The 21,684-nt window shown below is 67.5% G+C and carries 19 protein-coding genes; 13 read left to right on the forward strand and 6 right to left on the reverse strand.

What is annotated here, in order from left to right:
• Positions 1-17: 17 nt before the first annotated feature.
• The 5 genes from ACFV15_RS16390 to ACFV15_RS16410 are packed head-to-tail and all read right to left on the reverse strand — an operon-like array spanning position 18 to position 4,334.
• Positions 18-857 carry a DNA-methyltransferase gene (locus ACFV15_RS16390; protein WP_378351279.1) on the reverse strand — a complete coding sequence of 280 codons (840 nt, stop codon included), beginning with the start codon at positions 855-857 and terminating at the stop codon, positions 18-20.
• Positions 854-1,711 (reverse strand): DNA-methyltransferase, encoded by an 858-nt coding sequence (locus ACFV15_RS16395; protein WP_378351280.1) that lies wholly within the window; start codon positions 1,709-1,711, stop codon positions 854-856. The genes ACFV15_RS16390 and ACFV15_RS16395 overlap by 4 nt, the downstream gene beginning before the upstream one ends.
• Complete coding sequence (locus tag ACFV15_RS16400; RefSeq protein WP_378351281.1) at positions 1,708-2,460, reverse strand: recombinase family protein; 753 nt, start codon at positions 2,458-2,460, stop codon at positions 1,708-1,710. Before ACFV15_RS16400 ends, ACFV15_RS16395 begins: the two co-directional genes overlap by 4 nt.
• A 43-nt stretch (positions 2,461-2,503) precedes the next feature.
• Positions 2,504-3,373, reverse strand: a complete 870-nt coding sequence (locus ACFV15_RS16405) for a DNA methyltransferase (RefSeq protein WP_378351282.1) — start codon at positions 3,371-3,373, stop codon at positions 2,504-2,506.
• Complete coding sequence (locus ACFV15_RS16410) at positions 3,366-4,334, reverse strand: hypothetical protein (RefSeq protein WP_378351283.1); 969 nt, start codon at positions 4,332-4,334, stop codon at positions 3,366-3,368. Before ACFV15_RS16410 ends, ACFV15_RS16405 begins: the two co-directional genes overlap by 8 nt.
• Positions 4,335-4,846: 512 nt before the next feature.
• Here ACFV15_RS16410 and ACFV15_RS16415 point away from each other — a divergent pair.
• From ACFV15_RS16415 to ACFV15_RS16460, 10 genes are all read left to right on the forward strand, one after another.
• Positions 4,847-5,866 (forward strand): hypothetical protein, encoded by a 1,020-nt coding sequence (locus ACFV15_RS16415; RefSeq protein ID WP_378351284.1) that lies wholly within the window; start codon positions 4,847-4,849, stop codon positions 5,864-5,866.
• A gap of 164 nt (positions 5,867-6,030) precedes the next feature.
• A complete protein-coding gene (locus ACFV15_RS16420) occupies positions 6,031-6,339 on the forward strand; it encodes a pilin (RefSeq protein WP_378351285.1) in 309 nt (102 codons plus the stop codon).
• 4 nt (positions 6,340-6,343) lie between these two features.
• Positions 6,344-8,455, forward strand: a complete 2,112-nt coding sequence (locus ACFV15_RS16425) for a hypothetical protein (RefSeq protein ID WP_378351286.1) — start codon at positions 6,344-6,346, stop codon at positions 8,453-8,455.
• Positions 8,452-9,588, forward strand: coding sequence for a PrgI family protein (locus ACFV15_RS16430; protein WP_378351287.1), 1,137 nt, complete (start codon positions 8,452-8,454; stop codon positions 9,586-9,588). Before ACFV15_RS16425 ends, ACFV15_RS16430 begins: the two co-directional genes overlap by 4 nt.
• Positions 9,585-11,447, forward strand: coding sequence for a VirB4 family type IV secretion system protein (locus ACFV15_RS16435; RefSeq protein WP_378351288.1), 1,863 nt, complete (start codon positions 9,585-9,587; stop codon positions 11,445-11,447). Before ACFV15_RS16430 ends, ACFV15_RS16435 begins: the two co-directional genes overlap by 4 nt.
• 44 nt (positions 11,448-11,491) lie before the next feature.
• Complete coding sequence (locus tag ACFV15_RS16440) at positions 11,492-12,289, forward strand: hypothetical protein (protein WP_378351289.1); 798 nt, start codon at positions 11,492-11,494, stop codon at positions 12,287-12,289.
• A gap of 68 nt (positions 12,290-12,357) precedes the next feature.
• Positions 12,358-12,705, forward strand: coding sequence for a hypothetical protein (locus ACFV15_RS16445; RefSeq protein ID WP_378351290.1), 348 nt, complete (start codon positions 12,358-12,360; stop codon positions 12,703-12,705).
• Between the two features lies 1 nt (position 12,706).
• Positions 12,707-15,190 (forward strand): type IV secretory system conjugative DNA transfer family protein, encoded by a 2,484-nt coding sequence (locus ACFV15_RS16450; RefSeq protein ID WP_378351291.1) that lies wholly within the window; start codon positions 12,707-12,709, stop codon positions 15,188-15,190.
• Between the two features lie 52 nt (positions 15,191-15,242).
• A complete protein-coding gene (locus ACFV15_RS16455; protein ID WP_378351292.1) occupies positions 15,243-16,271 on the forward strand; it encodes a replication-relaxation family protein in 1,029 nt (342 codons plus the stop codon).
• A 7-nt stretch (positions 16,272-16,278) separates the two neighbouring features.
• Positions 16,279-17,241: an NlpC/P60 family protein gene (locus tag ACFV15_RS16460; RefSeq protein WP_378351293.1), complete on the forward strand. Its 963-nt coding sequence runs from the start codon at positions 16,279-16,281 to the stop codon at positions 17,239-17,241.
• Positions 17,242-17,434: 193 nt separating this feature from the next.
• Here the strand turns inward: ACFV15_RS16460 and ACFV15_RS16465 are convergent, their stop codons facing one another.
• Positions 17,435-17,725, reverse strand: a complete 291-nt coding sequence (locus ACFV15_RS16465) for a hypothetical protein (protein WP_378351294.1) — start codon at positions 17,723-17,725, stop codon at positions 17,435-17,437.
• Between the two features lie 415 nt (positions 17,726-18,140).
• Between ACFV15_RS16465 and ACFV15_RS16470 the strand changes: the two genes are divergently transcribed.
• The 3 genes from ACFV15_RS16470 to ACFV15_RS16480 all read left to right on the forward strand — a co-directional run bounded on the left by ACFV15_RS16470 (position 18,141) and on the right by ACFV15_RS16480 (position 21,567).
• A complete protein-coding gene (locus ACFV15_RS16470; protein WP_378351295.1) occupies positions 18,141-19,211 on the forward strand; it encodes a restriction endonuclease in 1,071 nt (356 codons plus the stop codon).
• 483 nt (positions 19,212-19,694) lie between these two features.
• Positions 19,695-20,951: a serine/threonine-protein kinase gene (locus tag ACFV15_RS16475; protein ID WP_378351296.1), complete on the forward strand. Its 1,257-nt coding sequence runs from the start codon at positions 19,695-19,697 to the stop codon at positions 20,949-20,951.
• A gap of 196 nt (positions 20,952-21,147) precedes the next feature.
• A complete protein-coding gene (locus tag ACFV15_RS16480) occupies positions 21,148-21,567 on the forward strand; it encodes a C40 family peptidase (RefSeq protein ID WP_378351297.1) in 420 nt (139 codons plus the stop codon).
• Positions 21,568-21,684: the final 117 nt, after the last annotated feature.

Consider the following 21,684-nt stretch of genomic DNA (forward strand, 5'->3'; position numbering starts at 1 on the left):
TCTCGGGGAAGCCCGAGTCACCGATTGGGTGTTTCGATCAGCGCCAGCAGGCGGGACATCGCAAGAGCGTGACAGGCCGGGTCGAGGTCGATGCCGACGAATCGGTGCCCAAGCTGGCGCGCCGCGATCCCCGTGGTTCCGCTGCCGGAGAAGGGATCCAGCACGACCGCACCTGGCTGGCAGCTGTGTTGAAGGCAGCGTCGGGCGACTTCGAGTGTTCCGGCCGCGGGGTGCCCGGTGCGGGCGCGTTCGGCCGGGATCGTCCACACATCGCCGGTCGAATCCGGATCGGCGGGTGGGAGGTCGTCGCGAAAGCTAAGCCAGAACAGCATTTCGTAGCGCTGGCTGAGTCGGTCCCGCGCGCTCTCGGGGCGGGCGTTGGGTTTCTCCCATACCACCGCGCTCCGCAGCGCCCATCCTGCGGATTGGAGAGCGAACGCGACTCGCCAGGGCACGCCGATCAAGTCCTTCGACCGGTGACGGGACTGCGGCGGGCGAAGCACTCCATAGCTCAACGCCACGCGGACCGGCGCCGTCCGCGACTCGGAACCCGCGGCGACGTAATTGCCCCAGGACCCACCGAATGTGTCGCCGAGGTTGAGCCACGCCGAGCCGCCCGGTTTGATCACCCGTGCAAGCTCGTCGAATACCGCGACGAGGGTCGCGACGTACTCCTCGACTGTGCTTTCGGCGCCGTATTGGCCGCGGACGCGGTAGTCGCGCAAGCCCCAGTACGGAGGTGAGGTCACCACACAGTCCACGGACTCACCGGGGAAGCCAGCCAGCACGGCCGCAGCGTCCCCGGTGTAGAGCGTGACACCATCGCCACGGTGGAACACGGTGTGTCCGGGCGTCATGCCGTGCTCCGGCAAGGCTGCTGGGTGGGGAGACCGAGGCGGCGCACGGCGATCTCGTGCTGTTCGGGTTCCAGGTCCACGCCGACATAGCGTCGCCCGAGTCGACGCGCGGCGAGGCCTGTCGTGCCAGCGCCGCTGAACGGGTCGAGCACGACCCCGCCCGTCGGGCATCCTGCGGCGATACAGCGCAGCGGCAGGTGGATCGGGAACGCGGCGAAGCGCACTTCACGCTGCGGCTGTGTCGGCAACGACCACACGTCGCCCGGGTTCTTCCCCCGAGCGGTGCCCGCCGGGCGGATCCGGGGTTGCCGGATAGCGTCGAGATTGAAGTGGTACTTCTGCTGTTTGCTCAGCAGGAACAGTAGCTCGTAGCGGCTGGAGGACCGATCGCGGACCGGCTCGGCCAGGGCAGTGGGTTTGTTCCACACGATCGCGTTCCGCAGAATCCAGCCGTCCCGCTGCAGCGCGAAAGCGACGAGCCACGGGATCCCCACCAGGTACGAGTCAACCAGGCTGAGCCACAGTGTCCCTGTGTCGGCAAGGACACGACGCACCTCGTCGAGCACGGCACGAAGACGGTCGACGTAAGCCCGCGGGTTGGGTTCGCGGCCGTGCTGCCGGTCTGCGTGGAGGGTGGTGCGGTCCCTGACACTGCCTGGAACGTGCATGCACATCGAGTTGCAGCCGATCCGTCGTCGGGTGCTGTAGTCACGCAGTCGCCAGTGCGGCGGACTGGTCACCACGCAGTCCACCGACTGCTCAGGCAGACCGGCCAGAGTGGTCGTGGCGTCTCCGGTGTAGAGCGCGATCGTGCGGTCGCGATAGTGGATGGTGCCGGTCGGTTGTTGATTCATGCCGCCGCCCGGCCGTCGGCGGCAGGTCCGATGTCGTCGGTGCCCGGTTGCGTCGGAACCCAGCAGAACCGGCTGTTGTAGACCGCCCAGAACATGGCCGGTTCGACCAGGGCCCGATGGCATGGCTGCTGCGACCAGGTCCAGCATTCCGGTGGCCGATCCAGTCCGCGCAGCGTGCGGCCTCGCACGACGTAGCCGAGGTAGGCGGGGTTGTTCAGGATGCCGCGGACGACCGCCGGGCTCCATGCCCTCGACCGACCCGAGGCGGGATCGGCAGGCTGAGGACACTCCTGATCGATCAGGCGCCGAACGATCGCGCGCTCGCCGACCTTGTCCCGCAGGTACCAGGTGAAGATCAGGGGTACGACTGGCGCACGCAGACCATCGACGACCAGCCGGTGCCGCCAACGCCCACGACCGGATTCGGCTTCGACCCAGTGGCGCTCCAGCACGTAGCCGTAGGGTGCGGGTCCCAGCCACCAGCCGTCGAGGGTGCGCTGCCGGAGCGCGGAGCGTGACCGCCAGCCCAGCTCGCGCTGGTACGCGCGGACACCCTGATGGACCGTCTCGTGCCAGTCATCGTGCGCGTACGGGGATGTCAGGTAGTCGGCCAGGGCCTCTCGCAGCCTCTGCCAGCGGCCTGGGGATCCCTGTTGACGCTCGCGGTGCCTCAAGGCCGGATACAGCACGGGATCGTCCCGACGTGAGACTCGGCGCGGCCGGCGCTCCGGTTCAGGGGTGATGCTCATGGCGGTTCTCCTTCTTTGTTGGGCCGAGTGAACGGACGCGCACTTAGGCAGCCGCTAAGACCGACGCTGTCCTGCGAGCGCGCCGACGCAGTGGGTACGGCGCGGGAAGCGGCGGAATCGGCTGGGTCAATGCCGGATCGCCGGCCTCGGGATCGGCCCGGAACACCAGCGCCGTGTGGTGCGCCTGCAGGACGATCGAATGCCCGACGGCGCGTTCGATCTGGGTGGCGGCCCGCCGCTGGGCGAGAGTCGCGCGCGTGTACGCGCGTCGGCCACGAATATCGGCGGTGAGCGCGAGACATCGGGCGACCGGTGCCAGCCCTACGGCAATGCCGGCCTCGATGATCTGGCCGGGGATGTCGAGCAGGTCGTGCCGGACGGGGTTGCGGCGCTGGGCGGTGGTGATCACGACGTGCCCACCGGGACGCACCAACGGACGGCACTGCCCCAGCAAGAACCGAAGCCGGTCAAGCCCGTCGGTCGAGCTCGCGCTGTCCGGACGCAGGGTGGTCAGCAGAAGATCGACGCGTCCGGTCAGTCCGGCCGTCTCAGCCGCGGCGACCGTGCCCGGTCGGCGATCGAGAACGAGGACCATGCCGTCCATCGGCGCGCCGCTCGCTTTGGTGGCGGTCACGTTGGCTCGGGCCAGGCGCCACCAGCGCCGCTGCGCGGTCAGCCCGATGGCGTGCCTGCCGGCCCTCAACGCCTCGACGATCGTGGTGCCCGCGCCGCAGTCCGGATCGAGCACGACGCCACCTGGGCGGGTCAAGGCGGTGATGGCGTACTCGGCGATGGCTGGCGACATCAGCGCCGGGTCTGAGCCGGTGGCGTGGTGGTAGCCGCGGCCGGCCAACTGAGTGTCCAAAGCCTCGGTTCCGGTCGGCCACGCCGAGGCCAGCTGGCGACTAGTCATCCGATGACTCCCCGCGTTCGTCGGTGACTGGTCCGGCTGCGGCAGGTAAGAGCAGCGGGCCGAACAGAAGGAGGTCCTGGTGCACCGAATGCACTGACGGCGGCCCGACGGCGGAGCCTCGGCTCGCCCGTGGTGATGTGGGCCCGGTCGCGCTCGCAGGAGCGGGAAACGGTTGGTCGAGGACGGCGATGTGGTCCAGCCACCCGCGCTGGAAACTACGAAGGGTTGTCACGATCGCGGTCGATGGATCGACGAGCCGACCTTGCCGATGATCGCTATGGGTAACCACTGCGAGGGTGGCAGTCGGGGCCAGGACCGTGTCCCAGTCGGTGTCTGCGAGCCAGTCGGTGTCGTGCGGATGGACGGCGGTGATGATCAGATCGAACCGGTCGCCGGACCCTGTGTTGACGCGCGCAGGTCGATGTTCGGACTCGCGGTGCGGTCCGGTTGGAGTCTGCAGGCGGAGCCGACCGAGTCGGGGTCCGGACGCCGACTCGACCTCACCCCGACCGAGCGAGTCGACATGGTCGCCGACGCGGTCCGGGGCGGGCGCCACGGTCGCGGTGTCGGCGCCGCGGCCGAGCCGGGCGACAGTCCAGACTGCCTCGGCCAGTCCGGCGTACGGGTCAGTCCCGCGCGCGCCGTGAGGTGTCGGCGGCCGCCCTCGCGGGGGCGCCGGTGGAGCGAGCAGGAGGACGCGGTCGCCAGGGCTCGTGTAGCCGGTGACCAAGGTGACGATCATGCGTCCGAGCCAGCCGGCGAGCAGCGCGGTTCCGGGCAGCGGTTCAGCGTCGGCGAAGGGCCACAGCGCGACCGGCCGCGGCGCGAATATGCGGCCTCGTGCGGCTGCGTGGGAGGCGACGCGATGGCGGCCGTGGGCCGTCCGTGCCGGGGCCCCGGCGTCGAGACGACGCGGACGGTAGCGGCGGTATGGCGAGTCGTCGTGCGGTGTCGGTGTCATCGGTGACCTTCCTCGCGGAGTTAGTCGGCGTGGACTTCCTAGTCACCCCAAGAGGCGGGTTTTAGGCCCGTTTTTCGACACCCAAATTCAAATTTCTCAAAAACTTCTCCGCGCAGGGAAAGAGCGAACCCTCACACACACCTGGTTTCCTCAGACCCAAGTGGACCCGTGGAATCCAGCGTGCATCAATCGCCCACGGTCGAGACGACATTGGCAAGTCTCAAAACTTTCTCTCCGCGAGCTCCGACAACCGAGCATCAAGTCCAACCCTCTACGGCACCAACGCCGCTAAGGAGCGGTTAAATTCACTGGTCAACCACCTAATCAAGCTCGCGCGACGCCATCGAGCGGCACCCAAACTGAATCCTTCAAGAAGGCGCAGACGCCGGATCGGAAAGCGGCCTTTCAGGTGCGGCTTGCGCCTTTCTTAACTCTTTCTTGCTCTTTTCTTGTCGACGTTCTGGCGTCCTAGCGGAGTCAATTACGAACGACTCGAACAGGAGCTAGAAATCATGAGCGATGACACTATTTATTCATCGTCCGACCAGGATCGCGACGAGCACGAATGGTTGCCGCTGGATACCGCGCGGAACGCCTTCGGGTGGCTGGTGACAGGGCCGAAACCGCTCTCGATCCACGGGGCCCGGTTCGCTGGGTTGCCGCGGCGGACGGTGCCGCTGGACGAGCTGCGGGACCGGCTGATGAGCAAGCAGTGCCCGCGCCGCACGCGCGATGACGTGTGGGCGCATCTGGTGCTGCGGTCGCGCGTCGAGGGCGGGAAGTGGACGGTGGCATGTGTCGGGATGGCGCTGCCGTCGCTGGCCTCGAGCGCCAAGTGGCTGGCCGCCCGATATCCGGGTGATCGAGCCGATGTCCATGCCGCCGTCCTCGCCGGGTTCGTCGAGGCGCTGGGGACGGTCGAACTTGCCGAGCCCGCGATCGCACTCCGACTGCACTACGCCGCGCGCCGCGCCGGGAAGGTGACACTGGAGGAGTCGCTCGACGCCCCGCGGCCGGTCGGATCCGGCTACCGATCTACCGTGCCCCGGCCGCCCTATGGGCACCAGGACTTGGTTCTCGCGCGGGCGGTCGGCGAGCAGATTCTCACCCCGACCGAAGCCGAGTTGATCTCGGCCACGCGCGTCGGCGACACGTCGATGACCGAGTGGGCGCAAGCCCACGGAACGGCACTCAAGACCGCCTTCAAAGCGCGGGATCGGGCCGAAGACCGACTCGTGTCCTGGCTGCTCGAGCAGGTGGCCGAACCGGACTCCGAGGACCCGGTCGCCTACGCCGCGCTGAACGCCCTGGCTTCCGGCACCGCCACTCCTCCGTCCGATGACGAGCCCGGACTGTCACGTGCTGTGAGCGGCCGTCATCGCAACGGCCGACCGGTCAAGGAAAAGAAATCTTCACGCTTGGTGTCGAAAAACGACCCGAAATCCCGCCTCTTGGGGTGCGGGGAGATCCCACCCAGTTCTCCGCGGACCGATGCCACCCCGCCGAATCCGGAGGCCCACCGATGCGCGTGACAGCACCCACCGCCACCGAGAACACCACCCGCACAGCGCTCGCGCGACGCTCCCGAGCAGCCCGGCGCCGCATGAAGTCCTGGCTTCGGCAGCTCGCCAGTCATCGGAGGGTTTCCTCCGCATCGGCACGCCCACGTACTCGCCGAGCGGTCGCCGCAACTGTTGTGACCGCGGCGCTGCTGATCGTCGCGACGGTCGGTCCGGCGCACGCCGAGACCGTCCAGGTGCTCGCGTTCGTGGCCAAAGTCGAGGACGTCTTCAACAACATCCGCAACTGGCTAGTCGGCATCCTCGCAGGGCTGGCGACGGTGTTCCTCACCTACGGCGGTGTCCGCTATCTGATGGCCGGCGGTGACCCCGGCGAAGTGGAGAAAGCCAAGACTGCGTTCAAGTCGGCCGGGTGGGGCTACGGCCTGGCGGCGCTGGCGCCGCTCGTGGTGGAGATCCTCAAGGGGATCGTCGGGGCGGCCTGAGCCGATGACCGACACCCAGACCCCCATGCCCGCGGCGGCCGATCGCGGTGGCACCGGCATGGACTCAACGGCGCCGTCGCGGCACGACCGGACCATGCTCGCCCCGCCCGCCGATCGACATGTCCACCGCGGTTCCCGACGGCGGGCGGCGTGGCTGTTGACACTGGGCTTGATCGGGTTGTTCGGCGGCGCCCTCGCGGTGAGCGCGGGGGCTGCGACAAGCGCACCGCATCAGCTCCAGCAAGCTCAGCCCGCATCGCACCCGCGGCAACTTCCGACCGTGCCAGTGCACACCTGTGCACCTAACTCGCCGGACCCGGTATGCCACTTCCCGACCGGCACCCCGTCACCATCGATACCGGTCACGCCGCTCCCGCCGGTCACTGAGCTGCCTTCGCCGACGAGTTGCCTGCCCGGACAGAGCAGCTGCGTGCCCGTCACCCCGCCGACCAGTACGAGCGGGCCATGCACCGGCGAGGGCTGCATCCCGCAGCCGACGACCGCGCCGCCAAGCAGCGGCACCCAGCCAGGTGAGCCGGGCGCGGGTGGTGGTGACTCGGAGTGCGGCATCACCAACATCTCAGGGTGCATCAACGCGGCGATCAACGCGGTCTTTCGCGATCTCGTGAAGGCGGCGATGGACCCAGTGCTCAAGCTGCTCGGCGACACCGCGTTCAGCACACCGACGCTGGACGCGCTGCCCGGCATGGCGAACCTGTGGAACAACTCGTGGCTGATCGTCGTCGCCTGCTACAGCGGGCTGGTCATGCTCGGCGGGATCGTCGTAATGGCCCACGAGTCGATCCAGAGCCGCTACTCGATCAAGGAGATCGCGCCCCGGCTCGTGGTCTCGTTCATCGCCTCTACGCTGTCGCTGTTCGTCATCGACAAGGTCATCCGGCTCGCCAACGCCCTCTCGGCCGCGGTGCTTGGCGACGGCGTCGACCCGCCCAAACTCGGCAACACCTTGGCCGAGTCGGTCAACGGCGCCTACTCCGCGGCCGTCTCCGGCGGGCTGTTCGTGATCATCCTGCACCTTGTGCTGGTCATCGCGGTGATCGCGCTGCTGCTGGTCTACGTGGTGCGGGTGATCATCCTGTTGATCCTCACCGCGTCGGCCCCGCTGTGGGTCGCCTGCCACGCACTGCCGCACACCGACGGCATCGCCCGGTGGTGCGAACGCGCCCTGGTCGCGACCTTGGGGATCCAGGTCGCCCAGGCGCTCACGTTGATCGTCGCGCTCAACACGTTCCTGAGCGGCAGCGTGCACCTGTTCAACTCTGTCGGTGGCGGGCTGGTAATGCTCTTCGCCGTCCTCGGGCTGCTCTACATCCTGTTCAAGATCCCGTTCTGGTTCCTCTCAGCCACCAAGCTCGGGACCGGCCGCTCGTTCCTCGGCGGTCTGGTCAAAGCGGTGATCGCCGCCAAGACGTTCGGCGCCGTCGCAGGTAAAGCCGGTGGGTTTGGTAAAGCCCGCGCCGTCGGCGCCGCCAGCGCCAGCCGTCGCTACGCCGGTGGCGGGCGCGCAGGTGCTGCGGCAGATCCGCCGTGGCCGCCGCAGGCACGCGTCTCCCGGACACCGGAAGCGGTGAACCAGCGGCTTCAGCAGCAGTACGATGCCGAACGCCTGCGCGCCGCGCAGCAACCACGGTTGCCCTCGCAGGAACCACGATTCCTGCAACCCGGCCCGCAAGAACCCACCCACGACCCCGCCGTCATCCCCGCGACCCCAGTACGGCCGGGCCTGCCCGCATTCAGCTCTGCCCCGCGCCCGGCAACCGGTCCGCCCCCGGCGTTCCGTCGCGGCCCTCAGCCCGGTGCAGCGCCGAAGTTCCAGTCTGCCGGTGCGCCCCGTCCTGGCGCTGGGCAACCGCCTGCGCGGCCCATCCGGGTGGCGTCGGTCCCGCCGCAGTTGCGGTTCCAAACGGCCAGCCCGGAACCGGCTCACACCACGCGCCCGGCCACGCCGTCTTCACCGCCGCCGGCCACGCCAGTGTTCCGCCCGGCTCACCCCGAGCCGCGGATCGGCGACGCCCACCCGCGCACGCACTCCGTGCCACCGGTCGCGTTCCGCGCACCGACCCCACCCACAACCCAAAGGGGCAAGGAAAAATGACGCAGCCTGTGCGCATACCGTCCGATGTGGACCGCGAGGACCGCGTCCTGGCAGGACTGACCGCGCGACAACTCGCGATCCTCACCGTGACCGGGATCGTGCTCTACGGCGGCTGGACACTCGGCCGCGCCGTAATCCCGCTACCAGTGTTCCTCATCGTCGCGGTACCGATCGGCGTCACGGCCGCGGTGCTGGCGCTGGGCCGGCGCGATGGGATCAGTCTCGACCGGCTGCTGGTGGCCGCGATCCGCCAGCGGCTGCAGCCGCGCCACCGGGTTGCCGCGCCCGAAGGTGTGCGACCGGCACCGCCCTGGTTGACCGGTCAGGGCCGCAGCGATACGGGGGTGTCCCCGGCGCCGCTGCGGCTGCCCGCCGAAGGAGTGACTGAGGCCGGCGTGGTCGATCTCGGGCCCGAGGGGGTCGCGATCGTCGCGGTCGCGAGCACGGTCAACTTCGCGCTGCGGACTCCCGGTGAGCAGGAGGCGCTGGTCGCCTCGTTCGGCCGGTATCTGCATTCGCTGACCGCACCGGTGCAGGTGCTGGTACGCACGGAGCGGCTGGACCTGTCCAGGCAGATCGCCGAGCTGCGTGAAGCGGCGGCGGGGTTGCCGCACCCGATGCTGGAGACTGCGGCCCGCGAGCACGCCGACTACCTCGACCAGCTGCGCCGCTCCACCGACCTGCTGCGCCGCCAGGTGCTGCTGGTGCTGCGCGAACCGCTACGCGCGCTCGGCCCCGCCGACGGGCTGGGCGGCGCCTCACCGCTGACCGCACTGCGCCCCCGGCGCACGCAAGCCCGCCCAGCTGAAGTGCCCGAGGGTGCGCGACGGGCCGCGGAAACGCGGCTGGTGCGTCGCCTCGGCGAGGCCACCGAGCTGCTCTCCCCCGCCGGGATCGTCGTCACCCCGCTCGACGCCGGACAGGCCACCGCCGTGCTCGCCGCGGCCTGCAACCCCGACGCCCTGATCCCGCCCGGCGCCGGACTGGCCGGGGCGGACGACGTCATCACCATCGCAGCCGACACCTTCGACGACGAACCGACGCCCACAACTGACGCCGCGGACGAGCGGAGTCAGCCGCTCATGGCAGCGACCTCGAGTGACCTCGACGAGTGGGATGGGAGCGACCTATGACCGGCACACTCCGCCGCCTCCGGCACAGGACACCACGTACCACCGCGACGCCGACGGGTGGGGCCAGCGCGTTCACCCCGGATTCGCTGTCGGTCGCGCCGCGGCACCTGGAAGTCGGCGGCGAGTTCGTCGCGACGTTCGCGGTCACCGGCTATCCGCGTGAGGTGTATCCGGGGTGGCTGCAGCCGCTGCTGTCCCACCCCGGCCGGGTGGACGTCAGCCTGCACATCGAGCCGATCGACCCCGTCACGGCGGCGAACCGGCTCAAACGGCAACTGTCCAAACTGGAATCCGGGCGACGGCAGACCAGCGAGAAAGGCAGGTTGCTCGACCCGATGGTCGAAGCCGCCACCGAGGACGCCTACGACCTCTCCGCCCGCGTTGCCCGCGGTGAGGGCAAGCTCTACCGGTTCGGCCTGTACCTGACCGTGCACGCCACCAGTGCGGACGCGCTCGCCGATGAGGTCGCGGCGGTGCGGTCGCTGGCGGCGTCGCTGTTGCTTGACGCGAAGCCCACGACCTACCGGTCGGTGCAGGGCTGGGCCTCGACGCTTCCGCTCGGGCTGGACCTGATCGGGATGCGGCGCACGTTCGACACCAGCGCCCTGGCCGCGGCGTTTCCCTTCACCAGCCCCGACCTTCCACCAGCGGACCCGGCCAGCGCCGCCGCTCCGTCGGGGGTGCTCTATGGGTTCAATGTCGGGTCGCAGGGGCTGGTGCACTGGAACCGGTTTGACGCGGACAACTACAACTCGGTGATCCTCGGCCGGTCCGGCGCGGGTAAGAGCTACCTGGTCAAGCTGGAGACGCTGCGGTCGCTGTATCGAGGGGTCGAGGTCGCGATCATCGACCCCGAGGACGAGTACCGCCGCCTCTGCGAGGCCGTCGGCGGCACCTACGTCCACCTCGGCGCCCAGGACGTGCGGGTCAACCCGTTCGACCTGCCCATCTCGGTGCGTCCCGATGGGCGTCGCACCGCGCCGCGTGACGCGGTGACGCGGCGGGCGTTGTTCCTGCACACCGTGATCGCGGTCCTGCTCGGCACACCGCTGACCGCGCGGCAGCGTGCGGTGCTCGACCAGGCGATCATGGCGACCTATGCCCGTGCGGGCATTACCGCCGATCCGCGCACCTGGAGTCGCCCGGCTCCGCTGCTGGGTGATCTCGCGGCCATCCTCGCTGCGGGCGACGCGGACGCGGCCGACCTCGGCGCGCGGCTGCACCCTTACGTGCGGGGTGCGTTCTCGGCGATGTTCGCTGGGCCGACCACGACCCGTGCCGAAGGGCATCTGACCGTGTTCAGCCTGCGCGACCTGCCCGACGAGCTCAAACCCATCGGCACCCTGCTCACCCTGGACACGGTGTGGCGGCGGGTGTCCAACCCGGCGATCCGACGGCCGCGGCTGATCACCGTGGACGAGGCGTGGCTGCTCATGGCCGACCCCGCCGGCGCGGCCTTCCTGCACCGCATGGCGAAAGCGTCCCGCAAACACTGGGCGGGCTTGACGATCGCCACCCAGGACGTCGGCGACGTCCTCGGCACCGACCTGGGCAAGGCGATCGTCGCCAACGCCGCCACCCAGATCCTGCTCCGCCAAGCCCCGCAGGCGATCGACGAGATCGTCACCACCTTCAACCTCTCCGCCGGCGAGAAGCAGTTCCTCATCTCCGCGGACAAAGGCCAGGGTCTGCTGTCGACCGGAACCCAGCGGGTGGCGTTCCAATCGCTGGCCTCGCCGCAGGAGAACACGCTGATCACGACAAATCCCGCCGAACTCGCGGAAATGTCGAGCGACAGTCAGGAATCCCGAATTTTCGCCGAAACGGACGACGGCTACGTCGAGCTCGACGCCGCCTGACATCCGCTCTATTTCTCCTTTTCTATTCGGAACTGAGGTGTGCCATGTCCGCTATCGAGTCCGCTGTGGATTCAGGACGGCCCGGGAGGTTGCTGACGCAGAACCGGGAGCTGCGGGCGATCGGGGTGTGGAATTGGACGCTTCCCGCGTGGGCTGGACGGCTGCCGGATGGCCGCTCCTACAACACGTGCCCGTCAGCGGGGGTGTGCCGGGAGGTCTGCTACGCCCGCAACGGGACCTACCTTTTCCCGGCGGTGCGGGCGAAGCATCACGCGAATCTCGCGTTCGTGCTCGATGACCTGCCCGGTTGGGAGAACGCGATGCTGCGCGAGCTCGCGCACCTGCGGATGCGGGGTCGGTTCGTGCGGATCCACGACTCCGGCGACTTCTTCTCCGACGCCTACACCCGCGCGTGGCTGCGCATCGCCCGCGCACGGCCCGAGGTTACGTTCTACTGCTACACCAAGGAGATCGCGCGATTCCGGCGGCTGGTCGAACCTGACCCGCCCGCGAACTTCCTGTGGGTCTACTCCTACGGCGGCACCCAAGACGCCACGATCGATCCGGCGCGGGATCGGGTGGCGGACGTGTTCCCCGACGAGGCCGCGATCACCGACGCGGGCTGGTCCTCCCAAGCCGCCTCCGACCTGCTCGCCGTCCTCGGCCCGCGCCTGGTCGGCGTCCCCGCGAACCGGATCCCGCATTTCCTCACTCGCCTGGGAGGGCGCCGGTTCAGCGAATGGCAAGCCAACGTTGACGCCGAACGCGCCCAGCGCAAAGCCCGGCTCCGCGTCATCCCCGGAACCACACAGGACGCGCGTGAGCAGGCACGCGCGGCGTGACTTTCCTACCCAGCACGGTCTCACGTCCGTCGTCCGCTTCATTCCAATGATCGAAAGGTTTCCACGCCATGTATTCACTGTTGTCCACTGTGTACTGCGGTTCCATCGACGCGTTCGCAGATGATCTGTTCCACAACGTGCTCCCCTGGTTCGCGCGGGAAGCCTGGACGATGGCGATCACCTGGGCACTGTGCGCCCTCGTGGTCGTCATCGGTATCTACGCCGCGCTGGTGCCGTTCCACGCCGTCCGCGGCCTGATCCGCCTCTGCCGCAAGATCTTCCAGCGCGTCGTCGACGCGGCGCGGCGCTGCCGCACCGAGCAGACCCCTGGCGCGACACCGACCGTCGGCCTTAACGAGGTGCCCGACGACACGGACGAGAGCACGAAGCCGGTCGGCCTCGGACAGGAGCGCTGACATGCCCGCTCCGGCACCGAACTCGATCCTGCAGGACTACCTACGCGACCCCGGCGGCGTCCTACACGCGGTCCTCGCAGCACTGCACAGCTTCGCGCTCTCGTACGGCCCGATCGTCGGCCCTGCGCTCGTGCTCGGGCTGACCGCCTGGATCGTAGGTCGGCGATGGTGGCGCCGCCGCTGTCACGATCGGATGGCCGCCGATGCCCGCGTGGTGACCGTGCTCGCCCCGCCCACGGTCGACCCGGATGGCGCCGCTGCTCTCTACTCCAACCTCGTCGGCCTACTTCGCCCCGGCTGGAAAAGGCGGCTGCACGGTCAGCCGCACATCGTGTGGGAATACGTGTTCACTAACAGCGGCGTCACGCTGCGGATGTGGCTGCCGGGAATCGTGCCGCCCGGCATGGCCGAACGGGCGATCGAAGCCGCCTGGCCAGGCGCGCACACCCGCACCGCTCCCGCCAAGCCCCCGATCCCGCTCACACCGCCAGCGGGCAAAGCCATCGACGCGGTGGGCGGCGAACTGCGACTCACCCGCAGCGAAGCCCTGCCCATCCGCACAGACTTTCCCATCGATCCGGTGCGGGCGTTGCTGGGTTCGCCGGTCGGGCTGGCCCGACACGAACGGGTCGTGGTGCAGGTCCTCGCCCGGCCCGTGACCAGCGCCCGCGTCCGTCACGCCCGCCGCGCTGCACGCCGGATCCGCGCGGGCGGCTCGGCGCGTCTCGTGGGGCGGCTACTGGATCTGCTCACCCCGCACACCGGGTCCCGACGACGCGGCACCACGGCGTCGACGCCTGTGGTGGATCACCAGACGTCATTGGAGAACTCCGCGCAAGACCGGGTGATCGTCGCCAAACAACGCGGCCCCCAATACGAAACCCGCATCCGCTACGCACTGGCCACCCTCATCCCCGACACCCTCACCCGCGCGCAGCGGGCGCCCGTGCGCGAGCACCTGCGCGGACGCGGCCACGCCATCGCCAGCGCGTTCGCCACCTTCAGCGAACACAACCACTACCGCCGCGTCCGGCTCCGCCGACCGGTGCGGGCGGTCGCCGAACGGCGCCTGACCTCGGGCGATCTGCTGTCGATCCCGGAGCTGGCGGTGCTCGCGCATGTGCCCACCGACGAGGCGATCCCCGGGCTACAGCGTGCCGGCGCGAAAGCGGTCCCGCCTCCACCCTGTATCCCCACCGAGGGCGCGGGGATCAAGCCGATCGGAATCACCGACACCGGGTATTCCAGGCCGGTCGGGTTGAAGGTCGCCGATGCCCGCCAGCACCTGTACATCCTCGGCGCGACCGGCTCGGGCAAGTCCGAGCTGATGGCCCGGATGATCCTCGACGACGCCGACGCCGGACGTGGACTGGTCGTCGTCGACCCCAAAGGCGACCTGGTCACCGACATCCTGATGCGCCTGCCGGCCCGGCTCGGGGAGAAGGTCGTGCTCTTCGACCCCGACAGCCGGTCCCGCCAGCCGGTGCTCAACCCCCTCGACGGCGACGACACCGCCCGCACCGTGGACAACCTGGTGTCGATCTTCTCCCGGGTCTACTCCTCCAGCTGGGGACCCCGCACCGAGGACATCCTCCGCTCAGCGCTGCTGACCCTGCGCGCGATGCCCGGCACGCCGACGCTGACGGATCTGCCCTCGCTGCTGACCGTGCCCTCGTTCCGTCAACGCGCCCTCGACCAGATCTCCGACCCCATCCTGCGCGGTTTCTGGACCGGGCACGACGAACTCTCCGACGCAGGCCGGGCGCACGTGGTGGCACCGCTGATGAACAAGCTCCGCGGCCTGTTGCTCCGCCCGTTCTTCCGGGCGGCTCTGGCTGGCGGTGAGTCCACTGTGGATATGGTCGATGTCCTCGACAACGGCGGAATCTGTTTGGTACGCCTCGCAAAAGACACCCTCGGCGTGGACACCGCGCGCCTCATCGGGTCCATCGTGGTCGCCCGAACCTGGCAGACCGCCACCCGACGCGCCAGCCAGCCCCAACGCGAACGACGCGACGCCGGGCTCTACCTCGACGAATGTCACAACTTCTTGAATTTGGCCTACCCGATGGAAGACATGCTCCCCGAAGCCCGCGGCTACCGCCTGTCCATGACCTTGGCACATCAACACCTCGAGCAGCTACCCAAAGAACTCGCAGCCGCCATCTCCACCAACGCCCGGTCGAAGATCATCTTCAACGCCTCCCCCGAAGACGCCCGCACCCTGGCCCGACACACCCACCCGCGCCTGTCCGAACACGACCTGGCCAACCTCGGCCGCTACCACATCGCCGCTCGGCTCGTGCTCGACAGCGAGGAAGCGGCCCCGTTCACCGCGGTCACACAGAAGCTGCCGCCGGCCATTCCCGGTCGCGCCAAGGAAATCCGGCGACTCGCCGCAGTCAACACAAAGCCTCGGATCGTTCCCGACGCCGGGCACGGCGACGCGGGCCCATCTACCGCTGACCCACGCCGGGCCGCCTGACGCGCCTGTCGCAGTACCACATGTCCGGCCGAAACTGGAGGTGCTCTACGCCATGATTTCGAATCCCACGCCTCAGCGAGACCTTCGCGCCCACCGGCCCGTGCGCCCGGCACAGCGAGTGCTCAACTCGGCCGAACATCACGCCTGGCTCGCCCGTCGCCTCACCTCGCGCGACCGGTGGCTCGTACGGATGCTGTTCGAACACAAGGTGTTCACCACCCACCAGATCGTCGACCTCGCGTTCCCCACTCGCCGCGCCGCGAACTTCCGGCTACTCAACCTGCACAAGTGGGGGGTGCTCCACCGTTTCCAGCCGCACAGCGCGCTCGGCTCGCACCCCATGCACTACGTCCTCGATACCGCCGGGGCAACCCTGCTCGCCCACGAAGACGGCATCGAACCCCGCGCCCTGAACTACAACCGCGACCGCGAAGCCGGCCGTGCCTACTCCCTGCAGCTCGCCCACACCGTCAGCTGCAACAGCCTGTTCACCACGCTCGTCCGCCACGCCCGGCTTTCCGGCGCTACCGGCGAACTCACCGCGTGGTGGTCGGCCGCGCGCTGCGGGCGGCACTGGGGCGACATCATCACCCCTGATGGCTACGGCCGCTGGCGCGAAGCCGGCCACGACGTCGAATGGTTCCTCGAGTTCGACTTCGGCACCGAGCAGCTAGCCCGCCTCGCCTCGAAACTCACCCGCTACGAACGCCTCGCCACGACCACCGGCATCACCACCCCCATTCTCATCTGGCTACCCACCCCGCAGCGGGAAGCCACCGTCCGGCGGGCCCTCACCGACACCCTGCGCACGCTCGACCATCCCCACCGGGTTCCCGTCGCGACGACCAACGCAGCTGCTGGAGCCGATCCCTCCGACATGACCGAGCCACGATGGCAACGCCTCGGAGGCAACGGCACCACCGGGCGGGCCCGGCTGGCCGATTTGACCACCTTGTGGCCCGAACTCCCTGCACCAGTACCCCACGCAGGCACCGGGGAACTTTCCACCCCAGGCGAACGGTCAGAGCTCACGCCGCCTCGCCCGACCCCACCACTCGAACTGTTCGACCGTAAGAGGTGACACGTACATGCGGAGATTCGCAGCCATCGGCGCAGCGTTCGTCGCCACGACCATCCTCCTCATCGGCGGCGGCGCAATCGCCGTTGTTCAAGCAGTCTTCGGCAGCAGCAGTCGACCGTCCGACACGGCGCTGGCCGATATCCCGCCCGACTTTCTCGCTCTCTACCAGCTCGCTGCAGGGGTCTGCCCAGCGCTGGACTGGAGCGTTCTCGCCGCCATCGGCAAAATTGAAACGAACCATGGGCGTCTCCAAGCGCAAGGAGTATGGAGCGGGGAAAACCCTTGGGGTGCTGGCGGGGTCATGCAGTTCCTGCAGCCGACTTGGAACAGAGTCGTTGCCCGGCACCAGATCCCGCCCGGTGGATCTAACCCGCCGTCGCGGTACAACCCACACGACGCGATCTACGCCGCCGCCTTCTATCTCTGCGACTCAGGTGCCCGCGACGGTCGCGACCTGCACGCGGCGATCTTCGCCTACAACCACGCCGAATGGTACGTCCAGCAAGTTCTCGCCCAAGCCAAGAAATACTCTCAAACGACGCTGAACAGTTCAGCAACGTGCGACGGTTTTCAGTCAACCGTTCAGTCTAGCGGTCAAGATTTCAGTAGCACCGCTATGCAAGTCGTGCGATTTGCATGTGCTCAACTGGGCAAGCCGTATGTGTGGGGCGGGAACGGAGATCCGGGGTTCGATTGTTCCGGCTTGACGAGGGCGGCGTATGCGGCAGCGGGGATCGAGCTTCCGCGGACCGCGCAGACTCAGTACAACGCGGGTCCGCGTTTGCCCTTTGGTACGCCGCCACGGCTGGGTGATTTGCTGTTCTTCGGTACGCCCCAGCGCATACATCATGTCGGGATATCGCTGGGTGGAACGCTGATGGTGAACGCCCCGACCTTCAACAAGCCTGTCCAGGTTCAGGACTATCAAGGCTTCGGGGACTACGCGGGGCTCAGCCGCCCGGCGGGCTGAGTTGTGCCGCCGTCTCGGTTCCCGTGGCCAAACGCGCCGCGTGCGTGCCTGCGCTCAAATTTTCGAGTGTGGCTCAGCCCGGTTGCTTTCGGCATCCCGATCATCATCGACCACAGCACCCACGCCTGCGGTTGGGGCGACACAACCCATCCTCTACGCCCCAAGCGCCGAGGTCACGGCGACGTCAGCCGTTTCAAACCAACAGGTAGCCAAGGATCCAGAAGCCGATCGCCGTCGTCCCGGCGCCAGCCGAACCGCCGGTCACCAGCGCCGTCTTCCAGGGCGCATGTGCGAGTCTGAGCACGCACCCAGTCGCCAGGCCAACAATGACTGCGATCGCCAAGAGCAAGGCCACCCACAGGAACTTAACGCCCGTTGGGTTCGTGAAAACCTCCACCGCGCCCGACTCCGCAGCGGAGGCCAGCATGCCGAATAGTTGACAGTAGTTGTTGTCAAGCAACAACAGTACAAAGATGTGGGACATGCCCGATCCTTCCAACTGCCTCGCAAAGATCGCGAGGACTGAAAGACCAGGAGTTCGTCATGCCGACACAGCGTCCTCGTCGACGGCGCACGACAACCCCAGCCTTGTCAACATCAGTTGACGAGGACGGGCAAGCCTAAGCTCGCCGAGCACAAAGAGCAGCGAACGATACGCAGTCGTCCGATCTGCAGAAACGCACGCTACGCGCGGGAGCAAGGCCTGCTGATATCGAGAGCAACAGGGACACAACGACTGAAGTAAAGACCCGCAAGATCCAGAAGGCGTGGTGAAGCGGCATACCCATCTTTCGGGAACAGCGCTCGGCAGGTACCACGAGTTACATGCTACACGTTCCCCGCCCGATAAAGTTGTACAGGCCACGCAGATTGTCGCACCGGTGGTGCACACTCGAGCCATGGGCGCGGGGTTGTCGTTGGCTGAGCAGACCGAAGAGTTCCGGAAGTCGGGCATCAAGAGCCGAGCCGGGCACATATGGTCAGGCAAGTTGGAGGAGTGGCTCGCGACCGTGCTGCCCCCGGGCGCGTATGAGCGTTACGACACTACCGATTCCGACCACACCCCAGGTGTCGACGGCCCCAAGGACGACGAGACGTGGCTTGAGTGGACTGAGCGCCAAAGGGTTGGGGTTCAAACCTGGTCTTTCCCCACGGACGACTTGCGCACCGAGTACCTCCAGTCTGTCTCGAAACGCGACGAGGCGGACGTCTTCGCCCTGCTCAGACTGTTTCTGTTCGAGGAATCATGCTTCGCGAAGGACACCGAATACCTGCACGAGGCCATCTACGTCCGGCGAGACATCGAAGACCCCGACTGGTTGCCAACCGAATATTGGAGGCGGCTCCTGAGGTGGACAGGCGGCGACGCCATGCCCCATCCGAGCATCAGATGGACACTCGATCTCTTGCCTCACTCCCCACAGCAGGCCATCGATGCCATCACGGGTTACTTGCATGTCTATCGTGGCACGCGACCGGGTGGCCGTTCGGAAGGGCTTCTGGACGCGATCGCGATCATCCGTGCGCGCTGGATCGAGGACTTGAGCGCGGGCACTCAGGCGTTGTTTCAGCTCAGCCCGCGAGACCTCGAACTCGTCGTGGCGGCTCTCTACCGACAACTCGGGTACACCGTCGAACTCACGCCCCCATCGCGCGACGGAGGACGGGATGTGATCGCAACCAGAGCGCTACCAGGGCAAAGTGACGTCGTCGAGATCGAATGCAAGGCACACACCTCGCCCGTCGGAGTCGGTATCGCGCGGCAACTCCAAGGTGTTGTCGCGCGAAGCGGCGCCAACCGCGGCGTCCTCGTCACGATCGGCAGGTTCACGCGCGGAGCCCAGCAGGCAGCCAACGAGGACAGCCGACTCGAACTCGTCGACGGGACTTCGCTCGCACGGATGCTCAACGCGATGTTCGGCCCACTGTGGTACCAAGACCGAGGCTGGATATGCCGAAATCTGAAATAGGGACGCACCGCGCCAGTACTGTTGTAGCGGTCTCGCTCAGTGGCGATCACTGATGTACCCGCAAGCTTGCAGATTCGGTTCGCGGCAGTCTGCGCCATTCATATCCCGCACAGTCAATGTGACGCCGTCAGCAATCATGAAATGTCGCCGTGCGGACAGACCACACGGCGGGGCACTGGGTCCGGTTCAGCGTCGGCCGGTACACGAGGTACTACGCGGCGAGCCTGGCGCGGCGCGGACAAGCTGTCGGTCTGCCAAGGACAGCAGAATCAGACATGTTCACAGCGAGACCCCTTGCCATCGCCCCCGCAGCCGGCGGATCAACGTCGTGTCGCGATGACGCCGTTGGAAATCTGTCTGTGTGAGGCCGACCGACGAAACCGGCCGTCGTATTTCAGTCGCCTAATCACCGCGACGAGTCACATGCGCTTTGTTCAAGTCGGTACGCACGATACTCTGACCGATCTTGGCGACTGGGGGACGATGACATCGACGCGGGCCGGTCACGTGGTCGGCGGCCGTTACCGGCTGGACGCGGAACTCGGCTCCGGCGGGTTCGGGTGCGTCTGGCGGGCCAGAGACCTGACCCTGGACGTCGACGTCGCGATCAAAGAACTGCGGCTGCCACCTGGGATGTCACCGGAGGAACACGCTGAGCTGCTCGCCCGAGCCACTCGGGAGGCACGCAACGCCGCCCGGTTGCGCACGCACGAAAACATTGTCGCGATCCACGACATCGTCCACGAGGACGACCTGCGCTGGATCGTCATGGACCTGATCAACGGCCGCTCCATGGCCGAGCACCTCGCGACGGACGGACCGTTGCCGGCCGACCGGGCCGCGACCGTCACAGTGGCGCTGCTGACAGCGATCGGCGCGGCACATCGGCAAGGCGTCGTACACCGCGACATCAAGCCGGCCAACGTCATGCTCGCGTACGACGGCAAAGTCCTGCTCACCGACTTCGGGACCGCGATCCACCACACCGACACCAGCCTGACGGCCACCGGGATGGTCATCGGTTCACCGGAGTACACAGCCCCCGAACGGCTGCGTGGCACCGATGGCCTCCCGGCCAGTGACCTGTTCTCCCTCGGAGCGACGCTCTACCAGGCGGTCGAAGGCGTGTCCCCCTTCCGCCGCGACACCCCGACCGCGACCCTGACCGCAGTACTGCTCGACCAGCCGCCCGCACCGCGCCGAGCTGGGCCACTCACGCACCTCATCACCCGACTGCTGGACAAGGACCCGAACACCCGGCCCACGGTCCACGACACGCTGGCCATGACGGGCGGTACCACGAGTTCGTCGACACAGACACCGACCAGTGTCATCAGGCATCCGACCACGGTATCCGGCACTCAGGAAGGTACCGGGTGGCGACCGGTCGCAGAGGTACTGACGGTACTCACCGCCCTGCTCGTCATCCTGGTGTTCTGTGGGCGCGGCTTCGACGGCTTCGGGCCCACCGGACCACTGATCGGCTTCGTGATCAACGCGATCCTGACGGGTGCGCTGTGCGCCGGAGCTGCTCGACTCGCTCCGCCACACGCGGAACGAACCACCGTAAGGACCGTCAGCGTCGCAGCGTTCGTCATCGGCGGCCTCGACGCCTTCCTGATCGGGAAGAGCACGATCGAGTTCGCCCCAGTGCTAGCACTGTTCCCGATCACTGTCGCTCTCGTCGCCGCACTGTTTTACGTTTCGGCATCCAGAAAGTCCCGACGCACACCCAAGTAGGGCGCTCCGGATCTGCCTAAATGCATCGGTGGGCCCCCAACTATGAAAAGCGAGCGCCGAGCGTACCTCCCATCATACTCGCGAAAGCGAATCCTCGGCACCTGCTGAAATGTTCACAGCCGCCGATCTGCGCAGTTCGAACGCGACTACAACATTCCGGTGCCCAGGTCAGAGCGTCCACCCACTGAACTAAGCAGTGTCGACCAACAAGTACGCACGAGTACAGCCGGTCGCGCTCAGCGAGACCGCAGCGAAAGCGATCGCGTTCGCCCGCGCACAGATCGGACTCCCCTACGTCTGGGGCGGCAACGGCCCCCAAGACGGCGACGCCGGATTCGACTGCTCCGGCCTCACCACAGCCGCCTACGCCAGCGCAGGAATCGCCCTACCTCGCACCGCTCACACCCAATACCGCGCCACCGCCCGGGTCACCGAAGCCGAACTCCAACCCGGCGACCTCGTCTTCTTCGGCAACCCCGCCACGAAGATCCACCACGTCGGCCTCTATGTCGGCAACAACCAGATGATCGACGCACCCACCTTCGGAAAACCCGTCGGCATCCACCCCATCCGCTACCACGGAGACGACTTCACCGGAGGAGGCAGGGTTTTATGACTTCTTATCCCGCATTGCGGCGGGACCGCGTCCTATCGCAGATGACCGCGTTCATCGATGGCGCCGTGACCACATCTCCTGATTTAGAATATCGTCAATACATCCGGCGAAATCAAC

Source organism: Amycolatopsis sp. NPDC059657, from assembly GCF_042734395.1.
Classification (GTDB): Bacteria; Actinomycetota; Actinomycetes; order Mycobacteriales; family Pseudonocardiaceae; genus Amycolatopsis.